Source organism: Clostridium sp. JNZ X4-2, from assembly GCF_054889485.1.
Window position 1 is genome coordinate 2,854,746 of sequence record NZ_CM142685.1, and the last position, 25,089, is coordinate 2,879,834.

The following is a 25,089-nucleotide window of genomic DNA, read 5'->3' on the forward strand; positions in this document are numbered from 1 at the left end:
TATCATATTTTATTTAAAAAATCTACCATGATATGAATAAATTTATCTGGTTTTTCGAAATGAATATCATGCCCGGATTTTATCTTTACCATTTCATTTCCCTTGAGCAGACTATGTGCCTTTCTGGCATCTTGGTCACTGTTGGCTGCATAAAGCACTCCATCCTTTCCATATAATGTATTTGCCTTAATATATACTGAGGGGCAATTTATCTTAGATAAAATTTTCTCCTGATTAATTCCTTTAAACCAGGAACCTGTATAAAACATTTCCGAAAAATCCAAATCAAAGTCATCTATATAAAGGATACCGTGAATCCATTTATATGGTACATACCATAATTTCAGAGGTTCTCCACTATGCTTTTCTCTATAGTTTCTCGTACTTCTTGCTATAATGGATCTCAAATTTCCAAATAGTCCCCAAATATAACTATTTTCCATATAATACACTACATAATCTTTAATTTCTGTTTGACTTTTAAAATTATGTACTGTTTCAAAATTCTCCCGCCAAACAAAAGTGTTTTTCATCTCTTCCGGTTCCACACTAAAAAATGGCGGATCCTCCAGAACTACTCCCAATACATTTTCCGGTGAATTGGCTGCAATCCACGCTGCCAAAATTCCTCCGGAGGAGTGACCTGATATTACAACCGGATTTCCAATAACATCTTCAATAAACAGGATAAAATCCTGCCCCATAGCAGCTCCTGTATATTTTGAGGAATCATGACTGGATTTCCCATGTCCATGACAATCAACAGCATACACGTGATAATACTTAGCTAATCCCGGGAGCACTCTTGAATAATCCTCCCACTTCATAGACTGCCCATGTATCAATAAAAGAGCCGGTCCATTATCAGGTCCTTCAGCATAATTCAGCAGAGTTCCATCATCAAGAGCTATGCGTTTTTCCCTATATCCAGTGCTGTACGTTTCCTTCAACGGTTTTTCATCGTAATGCATGTTCTTATAAGCATAGATGCTGACAGCAACTACTGCAGCAGCAACAATTACAACTAAAACAATCAAAAATATATTCATATTCATCTCCTTTTGTATTGAATAAATTACCTACACCTTAATTATCTCCTTGCTTTTCCGGAAATATGTTCAATATTTATTTTTATCACTTTCACTTTTGAATTTGCCTTTTTCAGGTACTCTCTGCCTTTTTCCACATATTCTTTTGAATACTTTTCCAGCATTTTCAGCATGACCGCATTTTTTTCATCATCGAAAATCTCTTCCGCCCTTCCAAATATAATTACACTTTCATAATTGGTAGTGAATTTATCCGGCAGAACATAATTTTTCCCAACTACACAAAAAGAAACTCTGTTTTGGTTTACTATATTATCCAATTTATGTCCCTGTTCAGCACTGTGAAAATATATGGAATTATCGGCATAGACATAATTTAATGGTACTCCATAAGCATATCCATCTTCACTCACTGTAGATAAAACACCATATTCACAGCTCTTTAATATTTCTATAACTTCAGTATGCCCAATCTCTCTGTCTTTTCTTCTCAAATCTCTAAACATAATTATTCCTCCATATCATCGGGATATAATTTTAATTTTACACCATTTCATCTTTTAAATAAATCTCAAACTTATGTCCAGAGCTTTTACCGAATGTGTAAGGGCACCTATTGATATTATATCCACTCCTGCAACAGCAATACTCCGCACATTTTCTTCAGTGACATTTCCTGAAGCTTCCAGAACAAATCTTCCATCTATAAATTTTACAGCCTTTTTCATCTCATCCACGTCCATATTATCCAGCATTATTACATCCGCTTCGGTATCAGCTGCTTCCTGGAGCTGCTGCAGGTTTTCCACTTCCACTTCTATCTTGACAGTAAAAGGCAGGCTGTTCTTTATTTTTGCAACAGCTTTCTTTATGGAACCCACTGCCTTTATGTGATTGTCCTTTATCATAACGTAATCCGAAAGATTCAGCCTGTGATTATATCCTCCTCCCACTTTAACCGAATACTTATCCAGCATCCTGAATCCAGGGAGTGTCTTTCTGGTATCCACTATTTTAACATCATAGTCTTTTACAAGTTCCACCATTCTTCTGGTTTTGGTTGCAATGCCGGACATCCTCTGCATTATGTTGAGGGCAACTCTCTCCCCCTTTAATATGGATCTGGAACTGCCCTTTATCTCCGCAATGACACTGCCTTTCTCAACCCTATCACCGTCTTTTATTTTTGCAGCAAATATTATGCTGTCATCTAAAATTTCAAATACTCTTTCTGCCACGGCAATACCTGCAGCAATACCAGATTCCTTTGAAATAAATTTACCCTGTGAAATCTGGCCCTCAGGTATCAAATTATCAGTGGTCACATCTCCATAATCTATATCCTCCAGAAGTGCTTCCTCTATCAATTTGTCAACCATTAAAAAATTCAAGCAAATCACCTCAAAACCTTATCGTCTTTAGAATAATTTTCAACATAATTGCTTCCTATGGAAGCTTTGGATTCAAGAATTGAAATCACAATATTTCTGGCTACCTGATACATATTATATGTTTCTACGGATTCCACACTTTTAAGACTTGAAGTTTCCAGCTTAGAAAGTCTGTCCTCGACAATATCCAATGCTGCTTTAAGATCATCTGTATTTCTTATTATTCCAGCATGTTTTTCCATAAGAATTTTTAAAGATCTTTTAAACTCATCAAAATAAACTTCTTTATTTTTTCCATTCAGGCTGTCTTCATTTTTCAATTTCGGCAGGGTGCATACTTCTCCACATGAAATTTTTTCAGAGATATCCCCTGCGGCTCTTTTCCCAAACACAAGAGCTTCGAGAAGAGAATTGCTTGCCAGCCTGTTGGCACCGTGTACTCCAGTGCAAGCACATTCACCTATGGCATAAAGTCCTTCCATGCTTGTTCTGCCAAAGAGATCCACTTCAATTCCGCCCATGAAATAATGTTCCGCAGGAGTCACAGGTATATAGTCCCTGTACATTTCTATGGAGTTGTTTTCACATTCCCTGTAAATCTGTCTGAATCTGTTCTGAAGAAAATCTTTATCATACATGGTGGCATCCAGGTATACATATTTAGATGATGATTTATTCATCTGATCGAATATGGCCCTTGCAACAATATCCCTGGGTGCAAGTTCCATTTTTCTGTCATATTCTTCCATAAATCTCTTTCCCTCTATATTTCTAAGTACTGCACCTTCTCCTCTTACAGCCTCGGATATGAGAAACAATCTGTCATTTGTATTTCCTGAATAAAACGCTGTAGGGTGAAATTGAACATATTCCATGTCCTTGAGTTTCACATCTGCCCTTATTGCCATGGCAATTCCGTCTCCAGTGAGCACATCCACATTTGTGGTTTTTGAAAACAGCTGGCCTATTCCTCCTGATGCTATTATACAATACCGGGAGGTCAAATACACTGATCTGCCCTTATAAAATGCCGTTACGCCGCAGCATTTTCCCCTATTTTCCACAATATCCAGAGCAAATATATCTGATATTATTTCTATATTGTCAGCACTTTCAGCACCTCTTATAAGCACGTCCATTATACCCTTGCCCGTGGAATCGCCATTTACATGGAGTATTCTGGGTATGGAATGATTCCCTTCAAAGGATCTGTAGAAATTACCCTGATCATCCCTGTCAAAATTCACGCCAAGTTCAATCAAATTCTCTACGGCCTGCTCGGATTCATCTACAAGCACCTTCACGGCTTCCACATTGTTCACATAACAGCCTGCATTTACAGTATCCTTTACATGGAGTTCCCTGTCATCATCTCCTATGCTGGCGGCAATACCTCCCTGGGCCATGTAGGAATCCGAATCATCTATTTCTTTTTTACTGAGCACTGCTATCTTCAATTTTTTTGGAAGCATCAAAGCAGTATAGAGACCGGCTATTCCAGCCCCTATTATGACAATATCAAAATATTTACCTTCACAGAGTTCATTTTTAAAATCAACCAAATATCTTTTCAATTCATATCACCAGCCTATTTTATAATCACTTTATCCAACACCGCCGCTTTACTCAATACACAACATTTTCTCCAGGGAGTTCTCAGCTTTTTTCCTGATATTTTCAGGCACTGATACTTCGTATTCCATGTTGAGAAGACATCTATAAACACTTTCAAGAGATGTCATTTTCATATTTTCACATACAAGTCTGGGGCTCATGAGATAAAATTTTTTATCGGGATTATCCTTCTTCATTTTATGAAGCACACCTATTTCAGTACCTATGATAAATTCTGTATTTGAAGATTTACGGGCATGATCAATTATCTGTGAAGTGCTTCCCACAAAATCAGAACTTTCCCTTATTTCCTCGGAAACTTCAGGGTGAACCAGTATTTCGGCTTCTGGATGCTCTTTTGATGTTTTTACAAGGTCCTTCACTGTTATTCTGGCATGGGTTATGCAATGTCCAGGCCAGGGTATTATATGTTTCCCACTTACTTTTTCAGCTACATAACCGGCAAGATTTTCATCAGGCACAAACAGCACTTCATCCTCCTTTAAGCTTTCAACAACCTTGACTGCATTGGAAGAAGTACAGCATATGTCACTTATGGCTTTAACTTCTGCTGAAGAATTCACATAACATACAGCAGCTGCACCAGGATGTTTGCTTTTCATGGCCTCAAGCTGTTTTGCAGTTATGGAATCTGCCAGAGGGCACCCTGCATATTTTGAAGGGATCAGCACTTTCTTGTCCGGAGAAAGTATCTTTGCACTTTCCGCCATAAACCTGACACCGCAAAACACTATAATTTCCTTGTCCATTTTCGCTGCCGCCCTGCTGAGAGCAAAGGAATCACCTACAATATCCGCTATATCCTGAACTTCAGGCACCTGATAATTATGTGCCAGTGTACAGGCATTCCTTTCTGTTTTCAGTCTTTTTATTTCATTTATTAAAAAACTTCTATCCATTTTGTACTCCTAAAATAATATTTTATAATTACTGTATATACATTAGTATATACCTTTTTTATTTTTTAAACAATATTATCAATGATACTTAGTGCAACATATTTAAATGAATAAAAAACAGTAGACCTTTTAAATCTACTGAAATAATTTCACCGTTTAAAGAACAGCACAAAAGTCAAGGTATTGTCCTTATAAACTGCATTTATTGCCAATTTAGTTCTTTATTTTGTAGTAATAAATTTAATAACCTCCTCTCAGCAATGGTGTAACCTTACCTAAATAGTATATGCATAAAGCATGAAGTGCTCTGGTGCAAGCAGTATAGAGCAGAAGTCTTTCTTCCTCACAACCGTAATTTTCATCGCCTGCGTTATATATAAGCACCGCATCAAATTCTAATCCTTTAGCAAGATAGCCTGGAATAACCAAGGTATCACTTACGAATTCGTCATCATCCTTCATTATGGCTTTGACAGAAATCTTGCCTTTTAGGAAACTGTATACCTCCTGTGCTTCCCTTACAGTCCTTGTTATGATACCAATTGATTTACACCCTTTTTCTTTATATATTTTAATATCATCAAAAAGTCTATCTTTTATAGCCTCTTCATTTTGAAAGCCAAGAACTAAAGGTTCCTCTCCTCTTCTTTCCACGCACTCATCTGTAATCTCCTCATTAAGCAGCCTTCTTGAAAACCTGGTAATTTCCATTGTGGATCTGTAACTCTTTGTTAAATTTATTATGCAGGTATTATCTTTTGGAAATATATCTGATATATTACTATAATCTCCTACATTCATAAATGGATTGATGGATTGATGTAAGTCGCCCAGTATGGTCATATTTGCATGCTGAAAAAGCTGATGAAATATCTCATACTGTAACGGTGTATAGTCCTGTGCTTCATCAATAATAACATATTTGATTTCTGAGGTTTTTAGAAAGTCTCCAATGGCACCTTTTAGATATAGAAGGGGAGGCTGATCCTCATAATTAAGTATTCCAGTGTTCAGATTTTCTAGAGTATAGCTTTTGATTTCATCAATTTCCGTCCCACAGTATTTATTATTTGGACCTGAGTAAAAAAACTCGAGTTTCTCAAAAAGTTTTTTATAAATATCCACCAAATCAAGTTCTGTGATCCTATTGATTTCATAATAAATATTCTTCATTTCTTCCTTTACAATAAGTGTACTTTGCTTCATAATTTCTGCTTTATCTTTAAAAGAATCCGAATCCTTAAGATCGCTAGCCACTTCTTCCACCCATAGTTTTTTATAAGGCTCTACAAGGAACAAAATTCTTTTTCTTATCTTTTCAAGCCTTCTTTTCAGCGGAAGCCCTGCATAATCTTTAGAAAATAATTCTTGTATATCCTTAGAGGAAATTATCAAATTACCTCTGAAAATGATATCCGTAAAATTTCTATCCATCTTTTCCAGATAGGATACATATCCTTTTAATATATCTAAAAATTCCATGGAAGACTTAAATTTTATATTGCTGATTCTCCTTTGGTAAGAATCCTGCTTTTTAGAGATAAGGATATATTCCATCATCTGGCAATAGTTTTCCTTTATGAGATCATTGCCTAAGGCCCTCTGCATATATTCCTTAAATGTAGTCTGGTACATATTGTCTTCTCCAAGCTGCGGCAATACATTGGAAATATAATCATTAAAAATATCATTTGGAGATAATATCACTATATTTTCAGGCTTTATTTTATCCCGATGTTTATATAAGAGATATGCAATTCTATGAAGGGCAACAGAGGTCTTTCCACTTCCGGCAGGACCTTGAACAATCAAATTTTTATATTCCTCATTACGAATTACTTTATTCTGCTCCCTTTGAATAGTTGTTACTATTGTCCTCATTTTGCTATCAGTGCTTTTACTCAAGATATCCTGCAGCACTTCATCGTCTATCTTAAGATTGCTGTCAAACATATACTCAATTTTACCATTATTAATTTTATACTGTCTTTTGAGTGTAAGCTTCCCATCTACAATTCCTTCAGGACACTGGTAACCAGCCTCTCCAATTTCGTAATCGTAAAACATACTGGAAACTGGTGCACGCCAGTCATATACGAGAATATCATAATTATCATTAATAAGATTTGAAATTCCAATATAACACTTTTCAGCTTTCTCCTCTCCATTTTCAAGGAAATCAATTCTTCCAAAATAGGGTGATAAAAGCATTTTCTCATATTTTTTCTCAAGTTTTCTTGTAAACTCATAGCTTCTCTTCTCTATTTTCATTGTATTGATAAATTGCATAAAATCTACAATCTGTTCCAATCCATTGCTTACGGAAACAGCACCTATATCCTGCCACAGTTCCCTTTGTGTTTTAATGGCCTCCTTTTTAAATCTTTCTTTAAAATCATGTTTTTCATTAAACTGTTTTCGAGTTTCTTTAAGCACCTCCTGCAGCCATTCATTTTCAAGTTTCCATTTAAGATCATTCTTGTTCATAATATACCCCCTCCTTTTTGACGAATAACTAAGTAAGATTTTTTTCAAATACTGTTGACATCATTATTATAAGGATGTATAATATAATTAGATAGTTATGTTATTCTTTATTTATAATGATGATACTGGTTTAATATATCACTTTTATTTTGTTGTGTCAATGAGAGGGGCTGCTACACAATTGAATTTGTGCAACAGTTTATTTTTTTGCTCAAATATAGAAAATGCAGGGCCCGAAAACCCTGCAAATATTCTATAATTAATTTATGCAAAAAACAAATTACCAACATAAAAATTATACCGAAAAGTATTCCCTTCGCTCATTTATATACATATCCCTTAAATCATCTATTATTTCATTTATCTTATTCTGACTCTCTTCTTGATTTAAACTGTTAAAGTCATAATCCTGCTGCAAATAATTGTATATTAACATCTCTATTGTATAACCTACAACCTTTAGCCTCCAAGCAAAAAATATTTATCTTCTTATATATTTTCTCATCTTTAAACGTCTTATCATAATACGCTATATCAGCTAAACTATCATCCTTAGTATTTCTAACTGTCATGGTTTGTGATGGAATATTTTTTTCTGTTTTTGCAGAATTATCAGTTTGAATCGGTTTAGGTTTATTTTCTGATGTCTTATTTTCAGTAACATACATTCCAAATAAAATAAATGTAACAATTAATCCTATTCCATAATATTTGAACACACTATGGATAAAGCCTTTTTTAATATTTCATTTTTCTCCTGGACCATAGCATTTTTTCTAAGAATTTCTTTAATATTTTGCTCTTTGACTTCTGTACCATTGTTTTTATTTTTATCCTTAAGTAGCCACTGCCTCATTGTTGTTTTAGGTGTTCCATATTCGCTGTTAAGTTCACTTTAAAATTAATAATCTTTTTTAACTGTGTCCTCTTCATATGGTTCTAGATGTACAATGACATCTGCATTGTTATTTAATTCTTTTCTTAGTGCATCTTGAATTTTATGATTAAGTCTATGCGAGTCTTCAAGACTCAGCTCAGAATCGGCTAGGATATGCATATCTATGTGCATGTCATCAGTGGTTCCTCGACTTCTTATCTTATGAACTCCCTTTACACCTTCCTGAGCCAATGCGATTTTTTCTATTCTTGCTGTGTCAACTGCTGTAGTATCGACTAAAATTCCACTGGCTACTTTGAATATTTCATAGGCAGCATACAATATAAAACCAGCTACTATAACAGATGCTAGTGCATCAACAATTGGAGGTGCTCCTAGTTTTATCGCAATAATGGTAGTAATTACACCAATTGTTACGTATATATCACTTTTTGTATGCATTGAATCAGAAATAAGAATTGTACTGTTTAACACTGTACCCTTTCTATGTTCATATTTTGTAACAAATATATTAATGCAAAGAGTAATAATCATCACCATAAGACTTTCAATAGTAATTTCAGGTCTAACCGGATGCATGAATTTAGTAATTGCATCGGCTATAATTTTAAACCCCAGATAAACCAACATACCTACAATAAATAGTCCTGTAAGTGTTTCAAACTTTCTGTGCCCGTAAGGATGGTCATCATCGATAGGTTTTGCAGCTATTCCTATGCCAATGATTCCAATAATATTTGAAGAACCATCTGTAATTGAATGGAATCCGTCAGCTGTCATACTTGAACTATTTATAAGAGTACCAAAGATTATTTTTGCCACTGCCACTGCTATATTGGCAAACATGATAATCCACAGTACTTTTTTTACCTCCCTAAAGTTGTCTTTTATCAAAATAGCACCTACTTTCAATTAATAAAATTTAATTGACTTATATATTTTTTCTCTCTTGTTCTTAAATATCCTTAAAATTCATACAATTATTACAGCATATTCTGTAGGTAATTTTTTGATATCTGGTGAAAGTCGTATTCAACATCAATAACGCTTTTATACCTCTCTTGAATACCAATAAGTTTTTTCAAAAATATCATTTCTTTTTCTGTCAATTCCAACTCATCATACCACGGCTTTGATTTTTTATTAGTTTTTTTGAAAGAAGAATAGTATAAATAAAGAAGTAAGTGACCCAAATATGAAAAATCCACAGAAGGCGTATACCTTTCATTATTTACTAATCTTGCAAGTCCAAAATCAATAAGATAAACATCTTCTTCATCAATAATCACATTTGGTAACCTTATATCCCTATGAACAATATTTCTCTCGTGCAGATACTTTATTATACCTATAAGCTTAATCCCTATTTTATAAATTTCAGCATTGGTAAAGATATGATTATCTCCAAAAATCATATCTTCTATTGTCTTTCCCTTTTTGTATTCCAAAATATAAGCATAGATATTATCATTTTTTATTGTATCAATTATTCTAGGAATTGATGAATGGTCAATAGATGAAAGTATTTCTTGCTCAAATATGATTTTGTTGCCACTTTTCTTAATAGCTTTAGGCTTAATCTCTTTTAGGATATATTTCTTGCCATCTAAATTAACCAAATAGCATATACCAAACCGTCCTTCACCTATTAATCTTATAACCTTATATCCACCAAGTAAACAACCTGGTGGATATATGTTTATTCTGAAAAATGGTATCATGACCATGAACCTTTAGATCTCCTTCTTCTATTATATTTTTGATCTGAATAATGTCTTTGATCTGAATTATGAGAATGATGGTTATTATATCCTTTGTCTGAATTAGAAAATGAACCAAACATTCTTAATATGCGGCTTAAAAATCCTTCTCTTTTATAATAGTTGCTACCTTGATGTTTATCTCCATAATGCCTTTTTCCTGATGATCTTGAAAAACTCATTCTAATACACCTCTTTCTAATCTATTTTCCATTAGATATATACCCTGTTAATTATCAATTGCAAATAGACTCTGTGTTTTTATATTATGATATAACTCCATATTTGTCAATGGTTTATAAAATAAATTTATATTTAATATTTATTATCAATTGATAATAGAATATAATTGATAACCTTTATTATAATTAGATATTTACTTTTCCTTATATAGCCTTACCACGCATTCTACGTGTGTTTTGATAGAAAGGTGATACTAACGCTCGAAATTATAGATTTCAAAATGGGAGGATGTTTTAAGGTATCCATGAAATTTTATGAAGTAATACTTTTATCCAGAGAGAATTTTCAACTGTACACCCTACTCTATCCCCAGTTATGGATATGAGCTCAGTTCCATATTTCTCAAACTAACATTTCATAATCTTTTAAGTAAATATTTCCCTTAAATATAACTATTATAAAGAAATACAACTGTGCATAGTGATTTATCATTAATGCAATACCATTACTCTATTTTTTACTCTTTTCAAAAAGCTTATTAATAATCTCTGCATCTAAGCCTCCTGAAATAGCTTTATTAATAGATTATTTATCCCAAACTACTGAAACAAATTTCCCAATTACATCTGAATCCTTAACTTCTATATTAAGTGCTTTGCAGTTTTCCTCATGTTCTTTTCTTAATTCTTCCGGAGCGTCTTTATAGGTATATGTTTTCAACGTTACTGTTGCGCTTCTCTTTGCTGCTGATTTTTTTCCTGCATAGCCATTATTGCTTTGATTAAATTTTTTTTCAGCTGCAGTATCGGTATTATTTTCCGAAGTTGTTGCTGATACCTCATTGATATTTAATGCAAACAGGGAGCCTCCTATAACAGCTAGTGATATAGCAACAGCTGCCATTCCTTTTTTTCTTGACTTTGAACTTAACATGTTTTCTACTCTCCTTTTCGTTATATTTACTTTTTTATTAGTTAACTGTGATGACATCATAGAAAGTTTTAGCGTATTTTTATATCTAGCAGATTTCACCAAAAGCAGTGCATATTCTTTAATATCCTCTGTTCTGGATTCACTAATAACTACTTCATCACAGGATAACTCACATTGTTCATTAAAAAATTTTCTAAGTATATATATTAATGGGTTAAACCAATGTAATGCTACTGAGAATATCATAAGAAGTTTTATAACATTATCTTTTCTTTTAAAATGAACTAGCTCATGTCTAAATATCCATTTTAAATCATTGTTTGAAAATTCTTGTTCCGGTATAATTATTATAGAATTTAGTATTCCTATTATAGCTGGCGAAGAAATTCCTTTTACTATTTTCACTCTTATATCCTTAGTTATATTTAAATTTATTTTTTCATTATTTAAAATTTCTTCTATTCTTATATCCTTTACAGAAGTCATATTATTTTTAACTTTTAAATAAAATTTTCCTTGAAAATAAGTATAATATAGTAGAACTACTATTAATCCTATAAGCCAGATCAGCATTCCAATATAAATATAACCAATTGTATTTATACTGTTTAAATGAGATTGAGTGAAATTATATATACCTTCATGATAATCAGTGTAACTCTCTTTTGTGAAATCACTTATATTTATACTAAGTTTAATACTGACTATTAAAAGCATTCTTATAATTACTATAATAGCTAAAAAATAGTTGAATTTATGACTATACTTAGTTAAAAACTTATCTTTTATAATAATTATTCCAAATATTAATATCCCCGCTAACAAACTTGTTCTTAAAACTTCTAAAAAAATATCTCTCATAACAATTACCTATTCTTTATCCATTTTTCAAGATCATCTAAGTCTTCATTAGTAATTTCATCACTTTCCTCAAGGGTGGATATTATACTTTTTAATGACTTTCCATGAAGATAATTAAAGAAATCTTTAGTCTCAAATTTTAAGTAATCATCCTCCTCTACTGTTGATGTATAATAGGATTGTTTCCCTATTCGTTCTGTAACAAGAAATTCTTTTTTTACAAGCCTTGATAAAGTTTTAGATGTAGTACTAAGTTTCCATCCTAAAACCTTTTCCATATGGTTGGCTACCTCCTTTGTAGATACTTTATCTTTTTTGCTCCAAATAAATTTCATTATTTCAAGTTCCGTTCTAGGAATTTTCTTCATTTCTTAATCAACCTTTCTTTCATTTTTTATCTTAACTAAAGTATATGCGACAAATGTCGTAGTGTCAACATTTTTATAAAAATTTATTTATTACAAAATAGTAAACTTAAATAATAACTGTATATATAAATCAGTTCTAGAACTACTTCTTTAGGAATGTAGTTCATTAAATTCCTTACATAAATGTGATATGATTACCGATCAAATAAGCATCAAGGGATACATGGAACCTTTTATGATAGCAAGTAATATAAAATATGATAATTTGTGACTGATGGGATTTTTTTAAATACCTTAAGAAATGATGCTGCTAATATGTCCTTAAAGAGATTAAGAAAAATCACCAGCTAGGTTATAGTTAAAATGTGAAACAAAGAATAAAACTTTTGATTTATATAGATACATTTATGATATGCTTTTATTTATCGTTTTTCTCAATATTTTCAAAAAAAACCTTTACTTTTACACTTGTAAAAGTAATAATTATGAAATTAATGATAATGTTACTAAAACAAAAAAAGCAACTATTTCTGGTATATCCTTTTCTTATAAAGACGCACCTGAGAGTGTTAAATCTGATTACTTAAAAAATGCTAGAGCTTTAGGTGTACAAGTTACCAATGATAGCAACATATTTATTCCTGATTTTGATATTTCTAAATATAATCTAAGTAAAAGCGATTCTCAGAAAGCTGCTGTTGAATCTTGGGCCATACAAGATTATGGATCTTATTTTATCTCAACTGAACTTTATACTGGAAGACAATATACAGTAAGTAAATCAGCACTTGTAGGCTATAATCATGTTACTTCTGGTAATCCAGTTCACCTAACTCAACTATTTTTAAATATTTTTGCATATAAATATCCAAGACATAATAGCGTAACTGTAGATTCAATATTTGGTATACAACCCATGACGCAGTTCTTTCATTTCAACAATTCGCTGGATTGTCAAATGATGCTACAGTTGGCCCCAATACTTGGAATGCATTTTCATCCTATTGCTTTCATTGAAGCAGAAATTATCTGCCATATATGCCATAAAAAATTATCTAAAAGGTAGAAAAAGCCAAGAACAATTATCAAAAAAATATAATGCTGCAAAACTCTGATTGGAACGGCAAGATTATCACTAGTGACTAGTCATAACCACCCCTAAAATAGATGACTTGCACAAGCCCTATAAAGTCATAATACTTCCAGCGTCACTTAATACTCCGAGACCGCTGTTATCAAAGTTTCCTTTGGCAGTCTTTTTATCATAAACACATATCATTTTATCAACTCAAATCATTTTAATTCTGGATATTAAAAAAATCAGCTTACTACACCATTAATAAGCCAATTTAATATAAATATTTCATTCTGTTTATAATTATCTTACTTTAGTACTTTCCTTATCAACTCAATTTCATCAATATCTAAATCTGTCAATTTTTTTATTGTTTCGTTGTCCATACCTTTTTTTATTGCTCTCTTGACTATCTCTATAGTTTTTTCTTTTTTTCCTTCATCTTTTCCTTCATCTATTAAGCTTTTACCGAGTTCAGTCATTTTCAACTTCTCCTGCTGATTTTAAAGCCTCATTATACAACTTCACTGACATTCTAAAACCGTTCTCTATTAATACATCTAAATACTCCTTTAAACTATTAATTTTTTTACACTCTTTTGCCAACAATAATATACCCATAAGTCCAATTGTTCTTAATAATACTGTTTCTGCAAAATGCCTGGCTGATCTATCATCTATTATCACTCTTTTTATTTTTAATTCTTTTGCTGCAACCATTACTTCAAGTTCGCCTCTATGAAGTCTTCCATACAATTGTTCTATCAAAAGTTTATTTTTTACACTATATACTTTTATACGGCCGTTTTTCACAGCTTCAATTAATTCTTCTGCTCCTATATTTTTAACCTTTTCACCTGTTGTTATTTCTCTATAAACCTCTTCTGTAATATAAACCTCATCAAAAATTTCCCACAGCAAATCTAATTTTTTAATGATACTCAATCCTATAATGGGACTTGAATTACATACAGCTTTAATCATTTTTGTTTTCTCCCAATTCATCTTTAAAATCTTTTACTGCAATTTCATCCAGGCGGAACTCATCTTCCGTATATTCATTCCAGGGTATATTTTTATTTTTAAGCAAAGTCATAAAATCGGCAAGTTCCATTTCTGCTATTTCCGCTGCCCGTGCTAAAGATACTGATCTACTGGTAAATAATGCAATCGCTATAGATATTTTTATGTTGTCATCTAAAGATTTTGAAAGACCTAAATCTTCTATAAGAGGTATTAAGTCATTAGATATATTTAAATCAACCTTTACTTTTTCAGCACTCATTTATTTCACACCCTTACTCATCATTTATTATAATTATACCCTATAATATAGATAAATTAAATTATCTGGTGTAAAAAGCCAGAACTTTATTGTATCAATTTTATCTGCAAGATTTTGCGTATCCTTTACTGAACACTCAATAGTCAGCATTATGTCATCTTAAGTCTTTTCATCTTCTCTAATCTTTTGTACTCCCTTTACTACAATTTCAGCAACTTTAGAGCCAGCTACTTCTGCCATTCGCAACAGCCTCTTCTAATTCCTTTTGTTTTTCTTCATTTAATTTTATTGTATTAATAATCTATTTACTTATTTCTTGAATTTCTGGTTCTGTCTTTTCTTGCAGATTATTTTTCAGTTCTTCAGTTAACCATTGATTCACTTTCATTCTTATCTATTGTCTTTCTCATTGGAAAATATTAATAAGTCTTTTAACTATCTCCACATTAGAATCTAAATTTATATTTGCTACTTTTTCTAAGATATCATAATATCCTCTAACATTAAGCCATCTTTAAAATACTTATATCATATTCATCAATTACTTTTACAATTCCGATTTCTCTGTATTGCTTAGTTCTATTTATAAACTATTACATATATGAATTTTTCATTTCTTCAATAGTTTCTATCATCTCTTCCCTAAATTTATCAGAACCCAAAACCTCTACAGAATCCCCCTGGCTCAAAAGCCACATCTTTATTCCCTTTCCGAATACTCTGGCTTCCACCATGTATTCACCATTTTTTTCTTCTACTATTCTGGCATTAGGCAGTTTGTCTGAAACTGCCTCTATGGATCTGCCTGTATATCTAAATTTTACCCTTTCCAATTCTCCCGCCTGCATGAATTGAATCAGCTTTCTGAACTCTCCATCCTTAAACCTCTTACTATAATCCACCTTGTATTTCATATCTGTAATAACCAGCTTCTCAATCCTATCCACTCTATAAATGGCAGGATATTCATAAGTTTTACCTTCTATTAAAGCTATAAGATAAAAATAATACTCGGAAAACAAAAGTCCCTGAGGATACAAAGTTCTTTTTGAAATTTCCTTCTGTATCTTTCCACCTGCTCCAATTTTAAAATATTCGATTTTCAACACATTTTTGTCTTTTATTGCACTACTTATTTTCCAAAGTTTATCCAAAAGCTTTTTGCCGTGTCTTGGTGAAACATAATTCATAAGTTCATTTCCTATAATATATTTAATATTTTCCTTGTCTCTACATATACAATTATCAAGAAGCTTGTAAATTATATCTTTTATTTCTGACTCTATAAAACCTCTGCTCTCTAAAATCACTTTACAAACTGCCAAAACTTCCTTTTCATTAAGATTTTTTTCATATCCACTTTTTAAAATATATCCTCCCTTTTCTCTGTCCGATATAATTTTCTCTCCCATTAGCTCGCCATTGGATTCATCTTCTACAAATCTCTTTATGTCTTTTATGTATCTATAAAAAGTTCTTTCATTAATATTAAACTTATCTATTACATCATCCTTTATAACTACTTTTCCTTCTTTTAACTGATTATAAATGAACAATAATACATCTGCTTTAAATCTTTCCATATTATATATATTGTCCTTCCCTATGTTTCCTTAATACTTTATTAATTAGTTATACATATATACTTATAATTCCTTCTTTTTCTGCAATTTTTTCTTATACATTTCAAGATCAGCTTTTTTTATTAAATCACTAAGAGTCATTTCACATTCTGTTTCCTTTTTATACTCACAAAATCCATAACTCAAACTGAAACTATAGCTATTATTATTTTTATTGCTTTCTTCCAATCTTAAATTAATTCTATTTAGAATTTTGTGAACTTCTTCTATCGTTGCACCGGGAAATACTACTAAGAACTCATCCCCACCCATCCTGATTACAAAATCAGTTTTTCTAATACTATCTTTCAGAATTTCAGCTGTATTCATCAAAAGCCTGTCGCCTTCTTGATGGCCAAAGTTATCATTTATTGTTTTTAAACCATCTACATCAACAAAACAAACAACAAGGTTTTTATTATTGATCTTTGAAAAAGTGAGTTCTTTATCCAGCAATTCCAGACCTGATCTTCTGTTTAATACTCCAGTCATAGCATCTGTACTTGCATAATAGTTTAATTTTTCTTTTTCTATACACAGCTTTTTAAACATATCATCTTTTTTTCTCAAAAGTTTAATAAGTGTCTCTTTGTCCATATCCTCATAATCCACGCAATACCCCTGCCCTCAGCATTTATATATTACACTTTCAATTATATATGGTCATAATGACATAGACTGTCAGTAATAATAAAATTACCTATAATCTGACTCTTGCAGGATCTTTCACTATACCTGGATGCTCAAGTACACCGCCTAGATTTGCACCATTTGCAAAGAATTTAGCACCATATTCTTCTGTTGCTATAGCCATACCAATTGCATTTTTAGCCATGGCTATAGGAGAATATCCAATTAATCCATCAAATCCAAGTCCGGGAATATGCAAAACTTCATCATATCTCAGTGAATAAAGCTGACCTTCTTTATTGTAAACATAGTAAATCTGTCCCCTATCATTTCTGTCTACTGCTTCCACAGTCTGGATAGTATCGGTATTTTCATTATGTTTACCTCCTAAAAATGGGTATGAAAAAAGCACTTACTTTATTTAAGTTAAGTGCCTTTTTAAACCTTATTTTAAATTATTTAAATAGAAAGTGTTTTTGCAAACTTATATGAAATTAAACAGTTACTGTCCGTATATTTATATGCATCTTCTTCAACTCTTTCCATCGTCAATAGACAGTTGCTAAATTTTTCAATTATTATGAGTTTATAATTGAAAATTCCTATATTATAAATAATTTAAAAAATGTTGTTTATAATTTCTTCTAACATTCCATTCTTAGACATATTGAAATTCAATAGATAATTTAAATGTCTAAAACCTTTTAATAATTGTGGCTTATGGTCATTTCCCCAGCATTTTTTGCCATCAGTTATAAGTGCAAATTCTATATTATTATTTCTTAAATCCTCTTGTCTATTTATGTATGAATCTATTATTTCTTCTGGTTTTGAACCAGAACCACCATAGAAGTTAGCTTCTATATTCATAATTTTATTATCTTTTAGTAATATAAAATCAGCCTTTCTATTAGCTATATCTTCTGAAATTTCAAATCCCTTTTGTCTTAACGTTTTAAATTGTTTTTGAGTTATTACTTCTACATTATATTTTTCTGCAATATATACTATTATAGGTTCTAAAGCTAATTCAAAAGCTAATCCACCTCTATTCTTTCTTCCGTTACTATCTAAACCTACTTCACAACCAATTAAATAATCAACTAAATGTTTTTCTAATAAATCTGTAAATAAGTATTTTAATCCTATTTTTTTAGTAAAATCTAAATATTTATCTATCTCATATTCACTTAAGGTTTCTTCATCATCTATATTGAATCTATACTCCATCACATCATCTTCTAAAGCATCTATGTTTACAACTTTAAATAACTCCTTACCATTTTTCAAACTATCTCTTTCATTTTTTGATAAAGCAAATAAAGCTGGGAAAACATTTATTACAGTTGGAATTCTTCTAACTATTTTTTTGAAATCTTCATCATAATTTTTATTTTTCACAAGTGCATTTAAAGTATTAAGTTCTATATTATATTCACTTACAATTTTACTAGGTCTTTCCCAATTAACATAAAAATTAAATCCTCTATTTGTTTCTAATAAAGATTTAGTGAATATTTTTACTAAATCACTAGGTCGTGTCTGAAAACTAAATATTGCGCAAAAACCGAGTTTTAGGTAAAATAAAATAAAAAACTCGGAGGTTGCAAATATGGCACAAAAGCGTTATGAAATATCAGATGAACAATGGGATCAAATAAAAAACTTAATTCCAATAGCAAAAACAGGACGACCTCCAAAGGATAACCGACTTATATTTAATGCCATACTATGGATTGCAAGAAGTGGTGCAGCATGGCGTGATTTACCAGAACGTTTTGGTTCATGGAAAACTGTATACAGTCGTTTTTGTAAGTGGCGTAATGATGGTACTTTATTAACAATTTTTAGAGAATTAACCTCAGAGGCAGATTATGAAAATTTAAACATTGACTCAACATGTATAAAAGCTCATCAGCATAGTGCTAGTGCTAAAAAGGGGCTATAAACAGCGAAACAAAACAGCATATTGGACTAAGCCGTGGTGGACATACCACAAAAATTCATGCAGTTGTTGATGGGCTTGGTAATCCAATCTATTTTCAATTATCATCTGGTAATTTACACGACAGTACACAGGCTGTAGATGTTCTTTCCAACATCGATATAAAAGATAGCAATATCTTGGCAGATAAAGCATACGGTACAAACGAAATTAGAGAATATATTACTTCCAAGAAGGCCTCATATACTATTCCACCAAAATCCAATGCAACAAACCCGTGGAATTGTGACTGGTGGCTGTATAAAGAACGTCATTTAGTAGAATGTTTCTTTAATAAAATCAAACATTTTAGAAGAATTGCAACTCGTTATGACAAGCTTGCTGATTCTTTCCTCGCTTTTGTTTATATTGCTGCTATTTTTATTTTGTCTAAGTAGTCTATTGCTACATTGTTTTCAGACACACCCTAAAAGAAAAAATTTTACTTTCAAAGGAGATTATTGACCTAATAATCGATAGTTTTATTCATGCTCTGCCTTGTTATATAAAGGAAAAGCTATCGCTTTTGTCCTGCGAAAGTTGAGAAATTTATTCTTATATTCAGATTTAGATAAACGTTCTAAAAATCTCTCAAACATATAATTTTGTAAAACAACTTATGCAGACATATCTTTAGCTTTAGCAAGTTTTTTAATTTTTGCCTTTAAACTCATAGCTTTACCGCTCATAGAAGAACCTCCATATATTTTTTCATTATTTTATCAATATGAAGTTTTTTTGCATATTCTCCCAGCAAGGTAAAATCTGCAGATTTCAATTTAATATATCGCTTTAAAGCTTCATTTAAGATTTGAATATCTACCCTATTCCTGCTCCTCACAATATCACAAATTGTCCTTTCCACATTATACAATCTAATATTATTTCTAAAAGAAGTTTTTGCTGTAGTAACACCTAAAGAGTGCAATTCATTTTTTATATAATGAATCTTATTGCTTTCAGAAATACTTTTTACAACCTTGTAACTACTTGGTACAGTTACCGAATATTCAAAAGGTGTTCTATCAGATAAGCCATGTATAAATAGAGCCGTTTCATGTGAATAAATTAACTTTGGATATTTAAGATGTACTAAATCTGATGTAAATACCATGTCATTACGTTGTTTAATTAAATTTTCTAATTTTTTCAAGTAATTCATCTACATCACCTCTTTACAAATATACTGATATTATATTTTAGATCAGTATATTTGTAAACATTCACTTCCTGCCTAAACTTTTATATATTCATGATATTTGTCTTATGAATTAATACTTAAATACCATAATCACAGCATCAAAGCCAGGTGCCTTAAGTTTCTTTTTAGTTGAACTTCAGCATTTTCTTCCCTGCCTTTATAGCAGGCACCGCTGTCCGAACCCCCATGTCCATAATCAAAACATAATCCCGCCATTATTTATCCCTCCTCTCATTTACCTGTTCTAAAATATTATTCAGTTTTTCAGGTACAGGAAGTCTAACTTTAGCTGAATTTTCTATTATACTTATGCCTTCATTGGAAATGTAGAAAAAAATAACAGCAGTGCGTACTGCACTACCGTTTTTAATCAAATGCACATCTATTATGTTTCCTATTCCCACGAGTACAAATCTATACATATTCTCTCGTTCTTTTATATCTGTTTACAATTGCGGCAATGACCCGGGCAGCACGTTTTAATTCATCCTTGTTGTGAGTTGACATCAAAGCTACACGAAGCCTTGCGCATCCTTTCTTAACAGTTGGATAACGAATTGCCGAAATATAATAACCTTGTTCAAATAATTCCCTGGATATCTCCATGGCACTTTTTTCATCACCTATAATAATAGGAATAATAGCAGTCTCAGAATCTGCTTCAATTCCTGCTTCTCTTAAACAGTTGCAAAAATATTGAATATTTTCCTGTAATGCCTGTACTCTCTGTGGCTCATCCATGATTAATTCAATGGATTTTATTGAAGCCGCCATAACAGCTGGAGATAACGACGTGGAAAATATAAAGCTGCGGGATTTATTTTTTAGATATTCAATCAATTCTTGTTTCCCACAAACAAATCCTCCCTCGCTGCCAATGGCCTTGCTTAAAGTACCCATTATAATGTCAGGATTTCGCGTCATATGAAAATATTCCATTGTTCCACGGCCATTTTCTCCAATTACTCCTGTGGAATGTGCTTCATCAATCATAGAAAATAACCCATACTTATCTGCAATTTCTACCAATTGTGGTAAATTCACAATATCTCCATCCATGCTAAATACGGCATCACTTACCACTAAACCTTTACTACATGGATTTTGTTTAATTTTATCCTCCAAGTCATTCATATCATTGTGACGATACACTACAATTTTTGCCTTACTTAAACAACATCCATCAATTATACTAGCATGATTCAACTCATCACTAAAAATAACATCATCTTTTGAACATAACGCAGAAATTATCCCTATATTTGCCATATACCCAGTATTATAAACTAAAGCTGCCTCTGTTCCTTTAAATACCGCCAGAAGCTCCTCCAATTGATTGTGTAAGTTTATCGTTCCAGTAGTTAGTCTGGAGCCGCCAGAACCAACACCATATTTTCCCATAGCTTTTAGTGCATAAGCTTTCACCTGTGAATCATTAGACATATCCAAATAGTTGTTAGAGGCCATCATAATCATTTCTTTTCCTTGAAAAGTGACATGCGCACTTTGTGCTGACTTAATCTCATTCATAGTTCGGTACAAATTATTATATTTTAAATTCTCCAATGCCTTATCTATAAAATTCCATTTATTTTTTGTACTTTCTTCTGTTTTATATGGCTTATTTAATATGGAAGATATATTTTTAACCAATACCTCCCGTTTTTCTATATAATCAATGCAATCTTGAACTTTGGAATGGTCTCCTCTATAAAGAAAAATCCGTCCCCCGTCCTCACTTCCCATTTTCTTCAATTTGGTAATGCGCATATATCCATTTTCCTTTGATGCCACATAACCTGTTACATAATCAGGATCATCAGAAATGCAGATTTCACCAATAATATTAGGCGCATATGCTACCTTGGTAGCTAATACAATTGCTTCATTATAGTGATCCTTGGTATCCTTTTTTTTCATAACAGAATTAACTTCATCCATATAGGTAGCTCGAATTCCTCTATCTTTATTAGGTTCCAATCTTTCTAATGTATCTACGTTTAATAACATAGCACCTCGCATATTATAAGTATCCTTTAATTTTTCTAAAACAGCCGAAGCATTAGTAATGCCTATTTTTTCTAACATAGCTAATAACTTTTGAATGCCATCTTGGTAGCTACTTACATTTACCGTAGTAACAGGTAATGCATCAAGGAATAAAATATCTTCTTGATTTACTTTTTCGATTTTTATATTTATAAAATCTGCTTTGCCTTTTGAGTGATATAATGCCCTAGTTAATAAAGCTTTAGAATATATAAAAAGACTGTCTTCTCTTGTTATTTTTTCTGCACCTGAAATATGTTTCTCTATTCCATCTTGACTTTTACTTGCTCTCATTTTTAAACTATATAAATCCATTCAATTCACCTTATCCACATTAGTATTTAGATTTAAATATTTGATACTACAATAGTAAATAACGTACGTAAAAGCATTGCAATTATTACGATTAACATTACCATTAATTTTAATTATTCTGTAATTTGTTGTTTTTTATATAATATTCCTATTTTTTTTAAGAATATAACTAGTATAAATATATCTTACTTATTTGTCAACCTTATAGTGTACATATGGTTGACAATTAGTTACTGTATAACTTGCCCCATCCTGCTGTCTGGGCTAAATTTACAACAACAGTTGCTGTAATGGCATTTTTAAGAGTTGCATAGTTACTTGTTATTGTATCGTTTGTAGTTTTAGGCTCAAAGGCCTGTATTACTTTATACTTTTCAATTATTGCCATAATTTATTTTCCTTCTTTAAAATCTATTAATATGAATAAGCAATAAAAAGACTTACTGATGAGCAAGTCTTTTTGTTATCTTTTGAAATATTATTCATGAATTATTAAAACAAAATTGATTATTCTAGAGTATTCTATTACTTGAATTTCTAAGTTACCTGTGACAAGTTTACTGTTCCTTACTATACCAATTTCTGATAACTAATGTACTTTCTTCACTTGGGTAATATTGTTTATTATCGTCTTGTTTACCTATTGCAAATACAGAAAATCCTAGAAGCCATGGCTCATTCTCAAACTCTCTTCTATAAGCTTCAAAGCAATTAGCCTGTTCAACATTATTTACAGTATTATTTTCATCTGGATTCCATGGATGAAAGGATGCTTCATCAGTTTTAGGAAAACCAAGTTCTCCAAAAAAGATAGGTTTATTCCATTTATCATAAAAATTTTTTATTTCTTGTTTTATATTTTGGTTTCTAATTTGTCCATTAACAGATATCTGTGAACTTTCTATGGCGCTTACAAGATTTTCCACGGTATTTTTAGGATTATTTGTAAGCTCAAAATAAGCTGCAATAGAGATAAAATCTAGTTTTGAAAACAACTTATTATTTAGCTTGTTTTCATAGTCAGTAATACTTTTAGTATCCCATGATGCTGTATACCACCAATTGGTTCTATAGGTTACTAATCCTTTATAATAGGTTCTAACATAATCTATAGTATCACACCAATTCTTTTCTTCGAGTTCTATATTTACAAAGTTGCTCCCTATGTTTAGTGCATCTACATTATATGGTACTGCAATATCATCTATTAGCGTTTTTAGTACATTTGTCTTCCAATTTGAAAAGAAAGTATTCATATTATCTGGATTCCAATCTGTTTCACTCTTCCCTCCCTCAGCTATCCAGGGATAAGGCTCTAGTATTATATTTATGTTTTTACCATTCAATTGTTTGATTAAGTCTATTGCTTTCTCCTCGCTTGATCTGTCAACTCTCATATCACTTGAAGAAAGATTATCTATTTCTATCTTTACAGGTATATTTAAAGTATTTAATTGAAATTTATCTATATCACTTAATACTTGTTCAATATCATAGTCTGTAGATAGATTACCTGATTTAATTTTTTTTCCGTTTAACATTTTATCTCCGTTGCTCTTAATATTAAAGCTCAATTTGCATTCATTATTCAAGATCTTACCTTTAGTAGAATGTACCTGATTTCCAATGTTTAATGTATAGCTTTCTCCTGGTGTATATCCTCCTTGCGGAGCTGTCACTGTAACTGTTTTACTATCCTGTCCTAGCTGCAATCCTATATTTACTTTAGTGCCTTTACTGTCTATTACTGTTATACCTTGTTTAGTTAAATCATCAAAACTAACTTCACTATTAAAGCTAACTGTCCATGCTTTGTTTGAATCTACTGTTTGGTTATCTGTAAAGTTTGCTGCCTGTACATTAAATGATATTAGAAAAAGAAGACTAAAAATAGCTGCTATTAAAATTTTATTTTTGAATTTGCCTATCATATTATAGTTATTTACATATTCAACAATTTTCATTTTTCCTCCCTTAATTCCCCTTAAATATAGTATATAAAATCCATATTAGTATTTGTATACTATATTATATCAAAATTCTATATTATTGTATATATTATAAGTTTTTCATAATATATACAGTTTTAATCTCTATCTATCCACCAAAGTCACAAATGAACTTAAAACTTAACGCATTAGCTCCTTTATAATGTTTAATAGGTTTATTTCTACATGGTGCACCATTGAATTTATATATGAACCTAAATACCTGTTCATCATATAAAAATCTTATTCGATTTTGGATACAAAAAAAGGGCTAGTCATATAAACTAACTCCTTATAAAAATGCTGCTATTCAATTTTATCTATATAAAAAAGTTGCCTACTCTAAATTAGAGCAAATAACTTTTTGTTTTCATATTGAACTATTACTTACTTGAAAATATTTTAATGGCCATTCTTCATTTCTCAATTCAAAGATATACCCCCTAAAAGTAAACTATTTTCCCATTTTTACATAT

Annotated in this window: 25 protein-coding genes and 3 pseudogenes; 2 read left to right on the forward strand and 26 right to left on the reverse strand. The window is 31.4% G+C overall.

What is annotated here, in order from left to right; genetic code table 11:
- Positions 1-2 precede the first annotated feature (2 nt).
- From ACYUJ6_RS13730 to ACYUJ6_RS13790, 13 genes are all read right to left on the reverse strand, one after another.
- Complete coding sequence (locus tag ACYUJ6_RS13730) at positions 3-1,049, reverse strand: alpha/beta fold hydrolase (protein WP_461843310.1); 1,047 nt, start codon at positions 1,047-1,049, stop codon at positions 3-5.
- 41 nt (positions 1,050-1,090) lie between these two features.
- Positions 1,091-1,555 (reverse strand): pyridoxamine 5'-phosphate oxidase family protein, encoded by a 465-nt coding sequence (locus tag ACYUJ6_RS13735; RefSeq protein WP_461843311.1) that lies wholly within the window; start codon positions 1,553-1,555, stop codon positions 1,091-1,093.
- Positions 1,556-1,609: 54 nt separating this feature from the next.
- On the reverse strand, positions 1,610-2,440 hold the full coding sequence (gene nadC, locus ACYUJ6_RS13740) for a carboxylating nicotinate-nucleotide diphosphorylase (protein WP_461843312.1): 831 nt from the start codon (positions 2,438-2,440) through the stop codon (positions 1,610-1,612).
- Between the two features lie 5 nt (positions 2,441-2,445).
- Positions 2,446-4,014 (reverse strand): L-aspartate oxidase, encoded by a 1,569-nt coding sequence (locus ACYUJ6_RS13745; RefSeq protein WP_461843313.1) that lies wholly within the window; start codon positions 4,012-4,014, stop codon positions 2,446-2,448.
- Between the two features lie 48 nt (positions 4,015-4,062).
- Complete coding sequence (gene nadA / locus ACYUJ6_RS13750; RefSeq protein ID WP_106008440.1) at positions 4,063-4,974, reverse strand: quinolinate synthase NadA; 912 nt, start codon at positions 4,972-4,974, stop codon at positions 4,063-4,065.
- A 240-nt stretch (positions 4,975-5,214) separates the two neighbouring features.
- Positions 5,215-7,461, reverse strand: coding sequence for an RNA polymerase recycling motor HelD (helD, locus tag ACYUJ6_RS13755; protein WP_106008441.1), 2,247 nt, complete (start codon positions 7,459-7,461; stop codon positions 5,215-5,217).
- Between the two features lie 401 nt (positions 7,462-7,862).
- Positions 7,863-8,180, reverse strand: coding sequence for a hypothetical protein (locus tag ACYUJ6_RS13760; protein WP_106008442.1), 318 nt, complete (start codon positions 8,178-8,180; stop codon positions 7,863-7,865).
- Positions 8,159-8,317 carry a hypothetical protein gene (locus ACYUJ6_RS13765; protein WP_158255875.1) on the reverse strand — a complete coding sequence of 53 codons (159 nt, stop codon included), beginning with the start codon at positions 8,315-8,317 and terminating at the stop codon, positions 8,159-8,161. Before ACYUJ6_RS13765 ends, ACYUJ6_RS13760 begins: the two co-directional genes overlap by 22 nt.
- 45 nt (positions 8,318-8,362) lie before the next feature.
- Entirely contained in the window at positions 8,363-9,253 is an 891-nt protein-coding gene (locus tag ACYUJ6_RS13770) for a cation diffusion facilitator family transporter (protein WP_106008451.1), read from the reverse strand.
- A gap of 89 nt (positions 9,254-9,342) precedes the next feature.
- The gene (locus ACYUJ6_RS13775) at positions 9,343-10,086 is read right to left on the reverse strand and encodes a protein kinase domain-containing protein (RefSeq protein ID WP_106008443.1); all 744 of its coding nucleotides are present in this window, start codon (positions 10,084-10,086) and stop codon (positions 9,343-9,345) included.
- Positions 10,077-10,301 (reverse strand): hypothetical protein, encoded by a 225-nt coding sequence (locus ACYUJ6_RS13780; RefSeq protein ID WP_106008444.1) that lies wholly within the window; start codon positions 10,299-10,301, stop codon positions 10,077-10,079. Before ACYUJ6_RS13780 ends, ACYUJ6_RS13775 begins: the two co-directional genes overlap by 10 nt.
- A gap of 586 nt (positions 10,302-10,887) precedes the next feature.
- Positions 10,888-12,096: a M56 family metallopeptidase gene (locus ACYUJ6_RS13785; protein ID WP_461843314.1), complete on the reverse strand. Its 1,209-nt coding sequence runs from the start codon at positions 12,094-12,096 to the stop codon at positions 10,888-10,890.
- A 5-nt stretch (positions 12,097-12,101) separates the two neighbouring features.
- On the reverse strand, positions 12,102-12,464 hold the full coding sequence (locus ACYUJ6_RS13790) for a BlaI/MecI/CopY family transcriptional regulator (protein ID WP_106011124.1): 363 nt from the start codon (positions 12,462-12,464) through the stop codon (positions 12,102-12,104).
- 412 nt (positions 12,465-12,876) lie between these two features.
- Here ACYUJ6_RS13790 and ACYUJ6_RS13795 point away from each other — a divergent pair, with 412 nt between their 5' ends.
- On the forward strand, positions 12,877-13,530 hold the full coding sequence (locus ACYUJ6_RS13795) for a hypothetical protein (RefSeq protein WP_106011125.1): 654 nt from the start codon (positions 12,877-12,879) through the stop codon (positions 13,528-13,530).
- Positions 13,531-13,847: 317 nt separating this feature from the next.
- Here ACYUJ6_RS13795 and ACYUJ6_RS13800 read toward each other — a convergent pair.
- The 7 genes and pseudogenes from ACYUJ6_RS13800 to ACYUJ6_RS13830 all read right to left on the reverse strand — a co-directional run.
- Positions 13,848-14,036 (reverse strand): annotated as a pseudogene (locus ACYUJ6_RS13800) (hypothetical protein); the annotation flags it as partial.
- Positions 14,014-14,544 (reverse strand): DUF3368 domain-containing protein, encoded by a 531-nt coding sequence (locus tag ACYUJ6_RS13805; protein WP_420866712.1) that lies wholly within the window; start codon positions 14,542-14,544, stop codon positions 14,014-14,016. The pseudogene ACYUJ6_RS13800 and the gene ACYUJ6_RS13805, both read right to left, overlap by 23 nt.
- Positions 14,516-14,824 carry a UPF0175 family protein gene (locus ACYUJ6_RS13810; protein ID WP_106011127.1) on the reverse strand — a complete coding sequence of 103 codons (309 nt, stop codon included), beginning with the start codon at positions 14,822-14,824 and terminating at the stop codon, positions 14,516-14,518. The genes ACYUJ6_RS13805 and ACYUJ6_RS13810 overlap by 29 nt, the downstream gene beginning before the upstream one ends.
- Positions 14,825-15,417: 593 nt before the next feature.
- Complete coding sequence (locus ACYUJ6_RS13815) at positions 15,418-16,407, reverse strand: helix-turn-helix transcriptional regulator (protein WP_106011128.1); 990 nt, start codon at positions 16,405-16,407, stop codon at positions 15,418-15,420.
- Between the two features lie 63 nt (positions 16,408-16,470).
- The gene (locus tag ACYUJ6_RS13820) at positions 16,471-17,058 is read right to left on the reverse strand and encodes a GGDEF domain-containing protein (protein WP_106011129.1); all 588 of its coding nucleotides are present in this window, start codon (positions 17,056-17,058) and stop codon (positions 16,471-16,473) included.
- A gap of 94 nt (positions 17,059-17,152) precedes the next feature.
- A pseudogene (locus ACYUJ6_RS13825) lies at positions 17,153-17,416 on the reverse strand (phage portal protein); the annotation flags it as partial.
- 278 nt (positions 17,417-17,694) lie between these two features.
- A complete protein-coding gene (locus ACYUJ6_RS13830; RefSeq protein ID WP_461845519.1) occupies positions 17,695-18,690 on the reverse strand; it encodes a DpnII family type II restriction endonuclease in 996 nt (331 codons plus the stop codon).
- Between ACYUJ6_RS13830 and ACYUJ6_RS13835 the strand changes: the two genes are divergently transcribed.
- Positions 18,689-19,458 (forward strand): IS5 family transposase gene (locus tag ACYUJ6_RS13835; protein ID WP_420866705.1). Its coding sequence is split into 2 segments (ribosomal slippage): positions 18,689-19,016 and positions 19,016-19,458, totalling 771 coding nucleotides; the frame shifts between segments, so codons are not numbered across the junction. The two genes, ACYUJ6_RS13830 and ACYUJ6_RS13835, sit on opposite strands and share 2 nt — an antisense overlap.
- A gap of 287 nt (positions 19,459-19,745) precedes the next feature.
- Here the strand turns inward: ACYUJ6_RS13835 and ACYUJ6_RS13840 are convergent.
- From ACYUJ6_RS13840 to ACYUJ6_RS13865, 6 genes and pseudogenes are all read right to left on the reverse strand, one after another.
- Positions 19,746-20,222, reverse strand: coding sequence for a type IV toxin-antitoxin system AbiEi family antitoxin domain-containing protein (locus ACYUJ6_RS13840; RefSeq protein WP_106010589.1), 477 nt, complete (start codon positions 20,220-20,222; stop codon positions 19,746-19,748).
- 129 nt (positions 20,223-20,351) lie between these two features.
- Positions 20,352-20,477, reverse strand: a complete 126-nt coding sequence (locus tag ACYUJ6_RS13845) for a hypothetical protein (protein WP_461843315.1) — start codon at positions 20,475-20,477, stop codon at positions 20,352-20,354.
- Positions 20,477-20,674, reverse strand: a pseudogene (locus ACYUJ6_RS13850) (phage holin family protein); the annotation flags it as partial. The gene ACYUJ6_RS13845 and the pseudogene ACYUJ6_RS13850, both read right to left, overlap by 1 nt.
- A gap of 1 nt (position 20,675) precedes the next feature.
- The gene (gene bioF / locus ACYUJ6_RS13855) at positions 20,676-22,625 is read right to left on the reverse strand and encodes an 8-amino-7-oxononanoate synthase (RefSeq protein ID WP_461843316.1); all 1,950 of its coding nucleotides are present in this window, start codon (positions 22,623-22,625) and stop codon (positions 20,676-20,678) included.
- 226 nt (positions 22,626-22,851) lie between these two features.
- Positions 22,852-23,013, reverse strand: coding sequence for a hypothetical protein (locus ACYUJ6_RS13860; protein ID WP_461843317.1), 162 nt, complete (start codon positions 23,011-23,013; stop codon positions 22,852-22,854).
- Between the two features lie 169 nt (positions 23,014-23,182).
- Complete coding sequence (locus tag ACYUJ6_RS13865; protein ID WP_461843318.1) at positions 23,183-24,589, reverse strand: glycoside hydrolase family 113; 1,407 nt, start codon at positions 24,587-24,589, stop codon at positions 23,183-23,185.
- Positions 24,590-25,089: the final 500 nt, after the last annotated feature.

Coding starts and splice junctions, on each gene's coding strand:
- ACYUJ6_RS13805 (WP_420866712.1), bottom strand. CDS start 14,544: ATGAATTGGGAGAAAACAAAAATGATTAAAGCTGTATGTAATTCAAGT.
- ACYUJ6_RS13815 (WP_106011128.1), bottom strand. CDS start 16,407: ATGGAAAGATTTAAAGCAGATGTATTATTGTTCATTTATAATCAGTTA.
- bioF (WP_461843316.1), bottom strand. CDS start 22,625: ATGGATTTATATAGTTTAAAAATGAGAGCAAGTAAAAGTCAAGATGGA.
- ACYUJ6_RS13730 (WP_461843310.1), bottom strand. CDS start 1,049: ATGAATATATTTTTGATTGTTTTAGTTGTAATTGTTGCTGCTGCAGTA.
- ACYUJ6_RS13795 (WP_106011125.1), top strand. CDS start 12,877: ATGCTTTTATTTATCGTTTTTCTCAATATTTTCAAAAAAAACCTTTAC.
- ACYUJ6_RS13840 (WP_106010589.1), bottom strand. CDS start 20,222: ATGAATTACTTGAAAAAATTAGAAAATTTAATTAAACAACGTAATGAC.
- helD (WP_106008441.1), bottom strand. CDS start 7,461: ATGAACAAGAATGATCTTAAATGGAAACTTGAAAATGAATGGCTGCAG.
- ACYUJ6_RS13735 (WP_461843311.1), bottom strand. CDS start 1,555: ATGTTTAGAGATTTGAGAAGAAAAGACAGAGAGATTGGGCATACTGAA.
- ACYUJ6_RS13860 (WP_461843317.1), bottom strand. CDS start 23,013: ATGGCAATAATTGAAAAGTATAAAGTAATACAGGCCTTTGAGCCTAAA.
- ACYUJ6_RS13845 (WP_461843315.1), bottom strand. CDS start 20,477: ATGGCGGGATTATGTTTTGATTATGGACATGGGGGTTCGGACAGCGGT.
- nadA (WP_106008440.1), bottom strand. CDS start 4,974: ATGGATAGAAGTTTTTTAATAAATGAAATAAAAAGACTGAAAACAGAA.
- ACYUJ6_RS13765 (WP_158255875.1), bottom strand. CDS start 8,317: ATGAGGCAGTGGCTACTTAAGGATAAAAATAAAAACAATGGTACAGAA.
- ACYUJ6_RS13785 (WP_461843314.1), bottom strand. CDS start 12,096: ATGAGAGATATTTTTTTAGAAGTTTTAAGAACAAGTTTGTTAGCGGGG.
- ACYUJ6_RS13810 (WP_106011127.1), bottom strand. CDS start 14,824: ATGAGTGCTGAAAAAGTAAAGGTTGATTTAAATATATCTAATGACTTA.
- ACYUJ6_RS13780 (WP_106008444.1), bottom strand. CDS start 10,301: ATGAGTTTTTCAAGATCATCAGGAAAAAGGCATTATGGAGATAAACAT.
- ACYUJ6_RS13865 (WP_461843318.1), bottom strand. CDS start 24,589: ATGAAAATTGTTGAATATGTAAATAACTATAATATGATAGGCAAATTC.
- ACYUJ6_RS13775 (WP_106008443.1), bottom strand. CDS start 10,086: ATGGTCATGATACCATTTTTCAGAATAAACATATATCCACCAGGTTGT.
- ACYUJ6_RS13790 (WP_106011124.1), bottom strand. CDS start 12,464: ATGAAGAAAATTCCTAGAACGGAACTTGAAATAATGAAATTTATTTGG.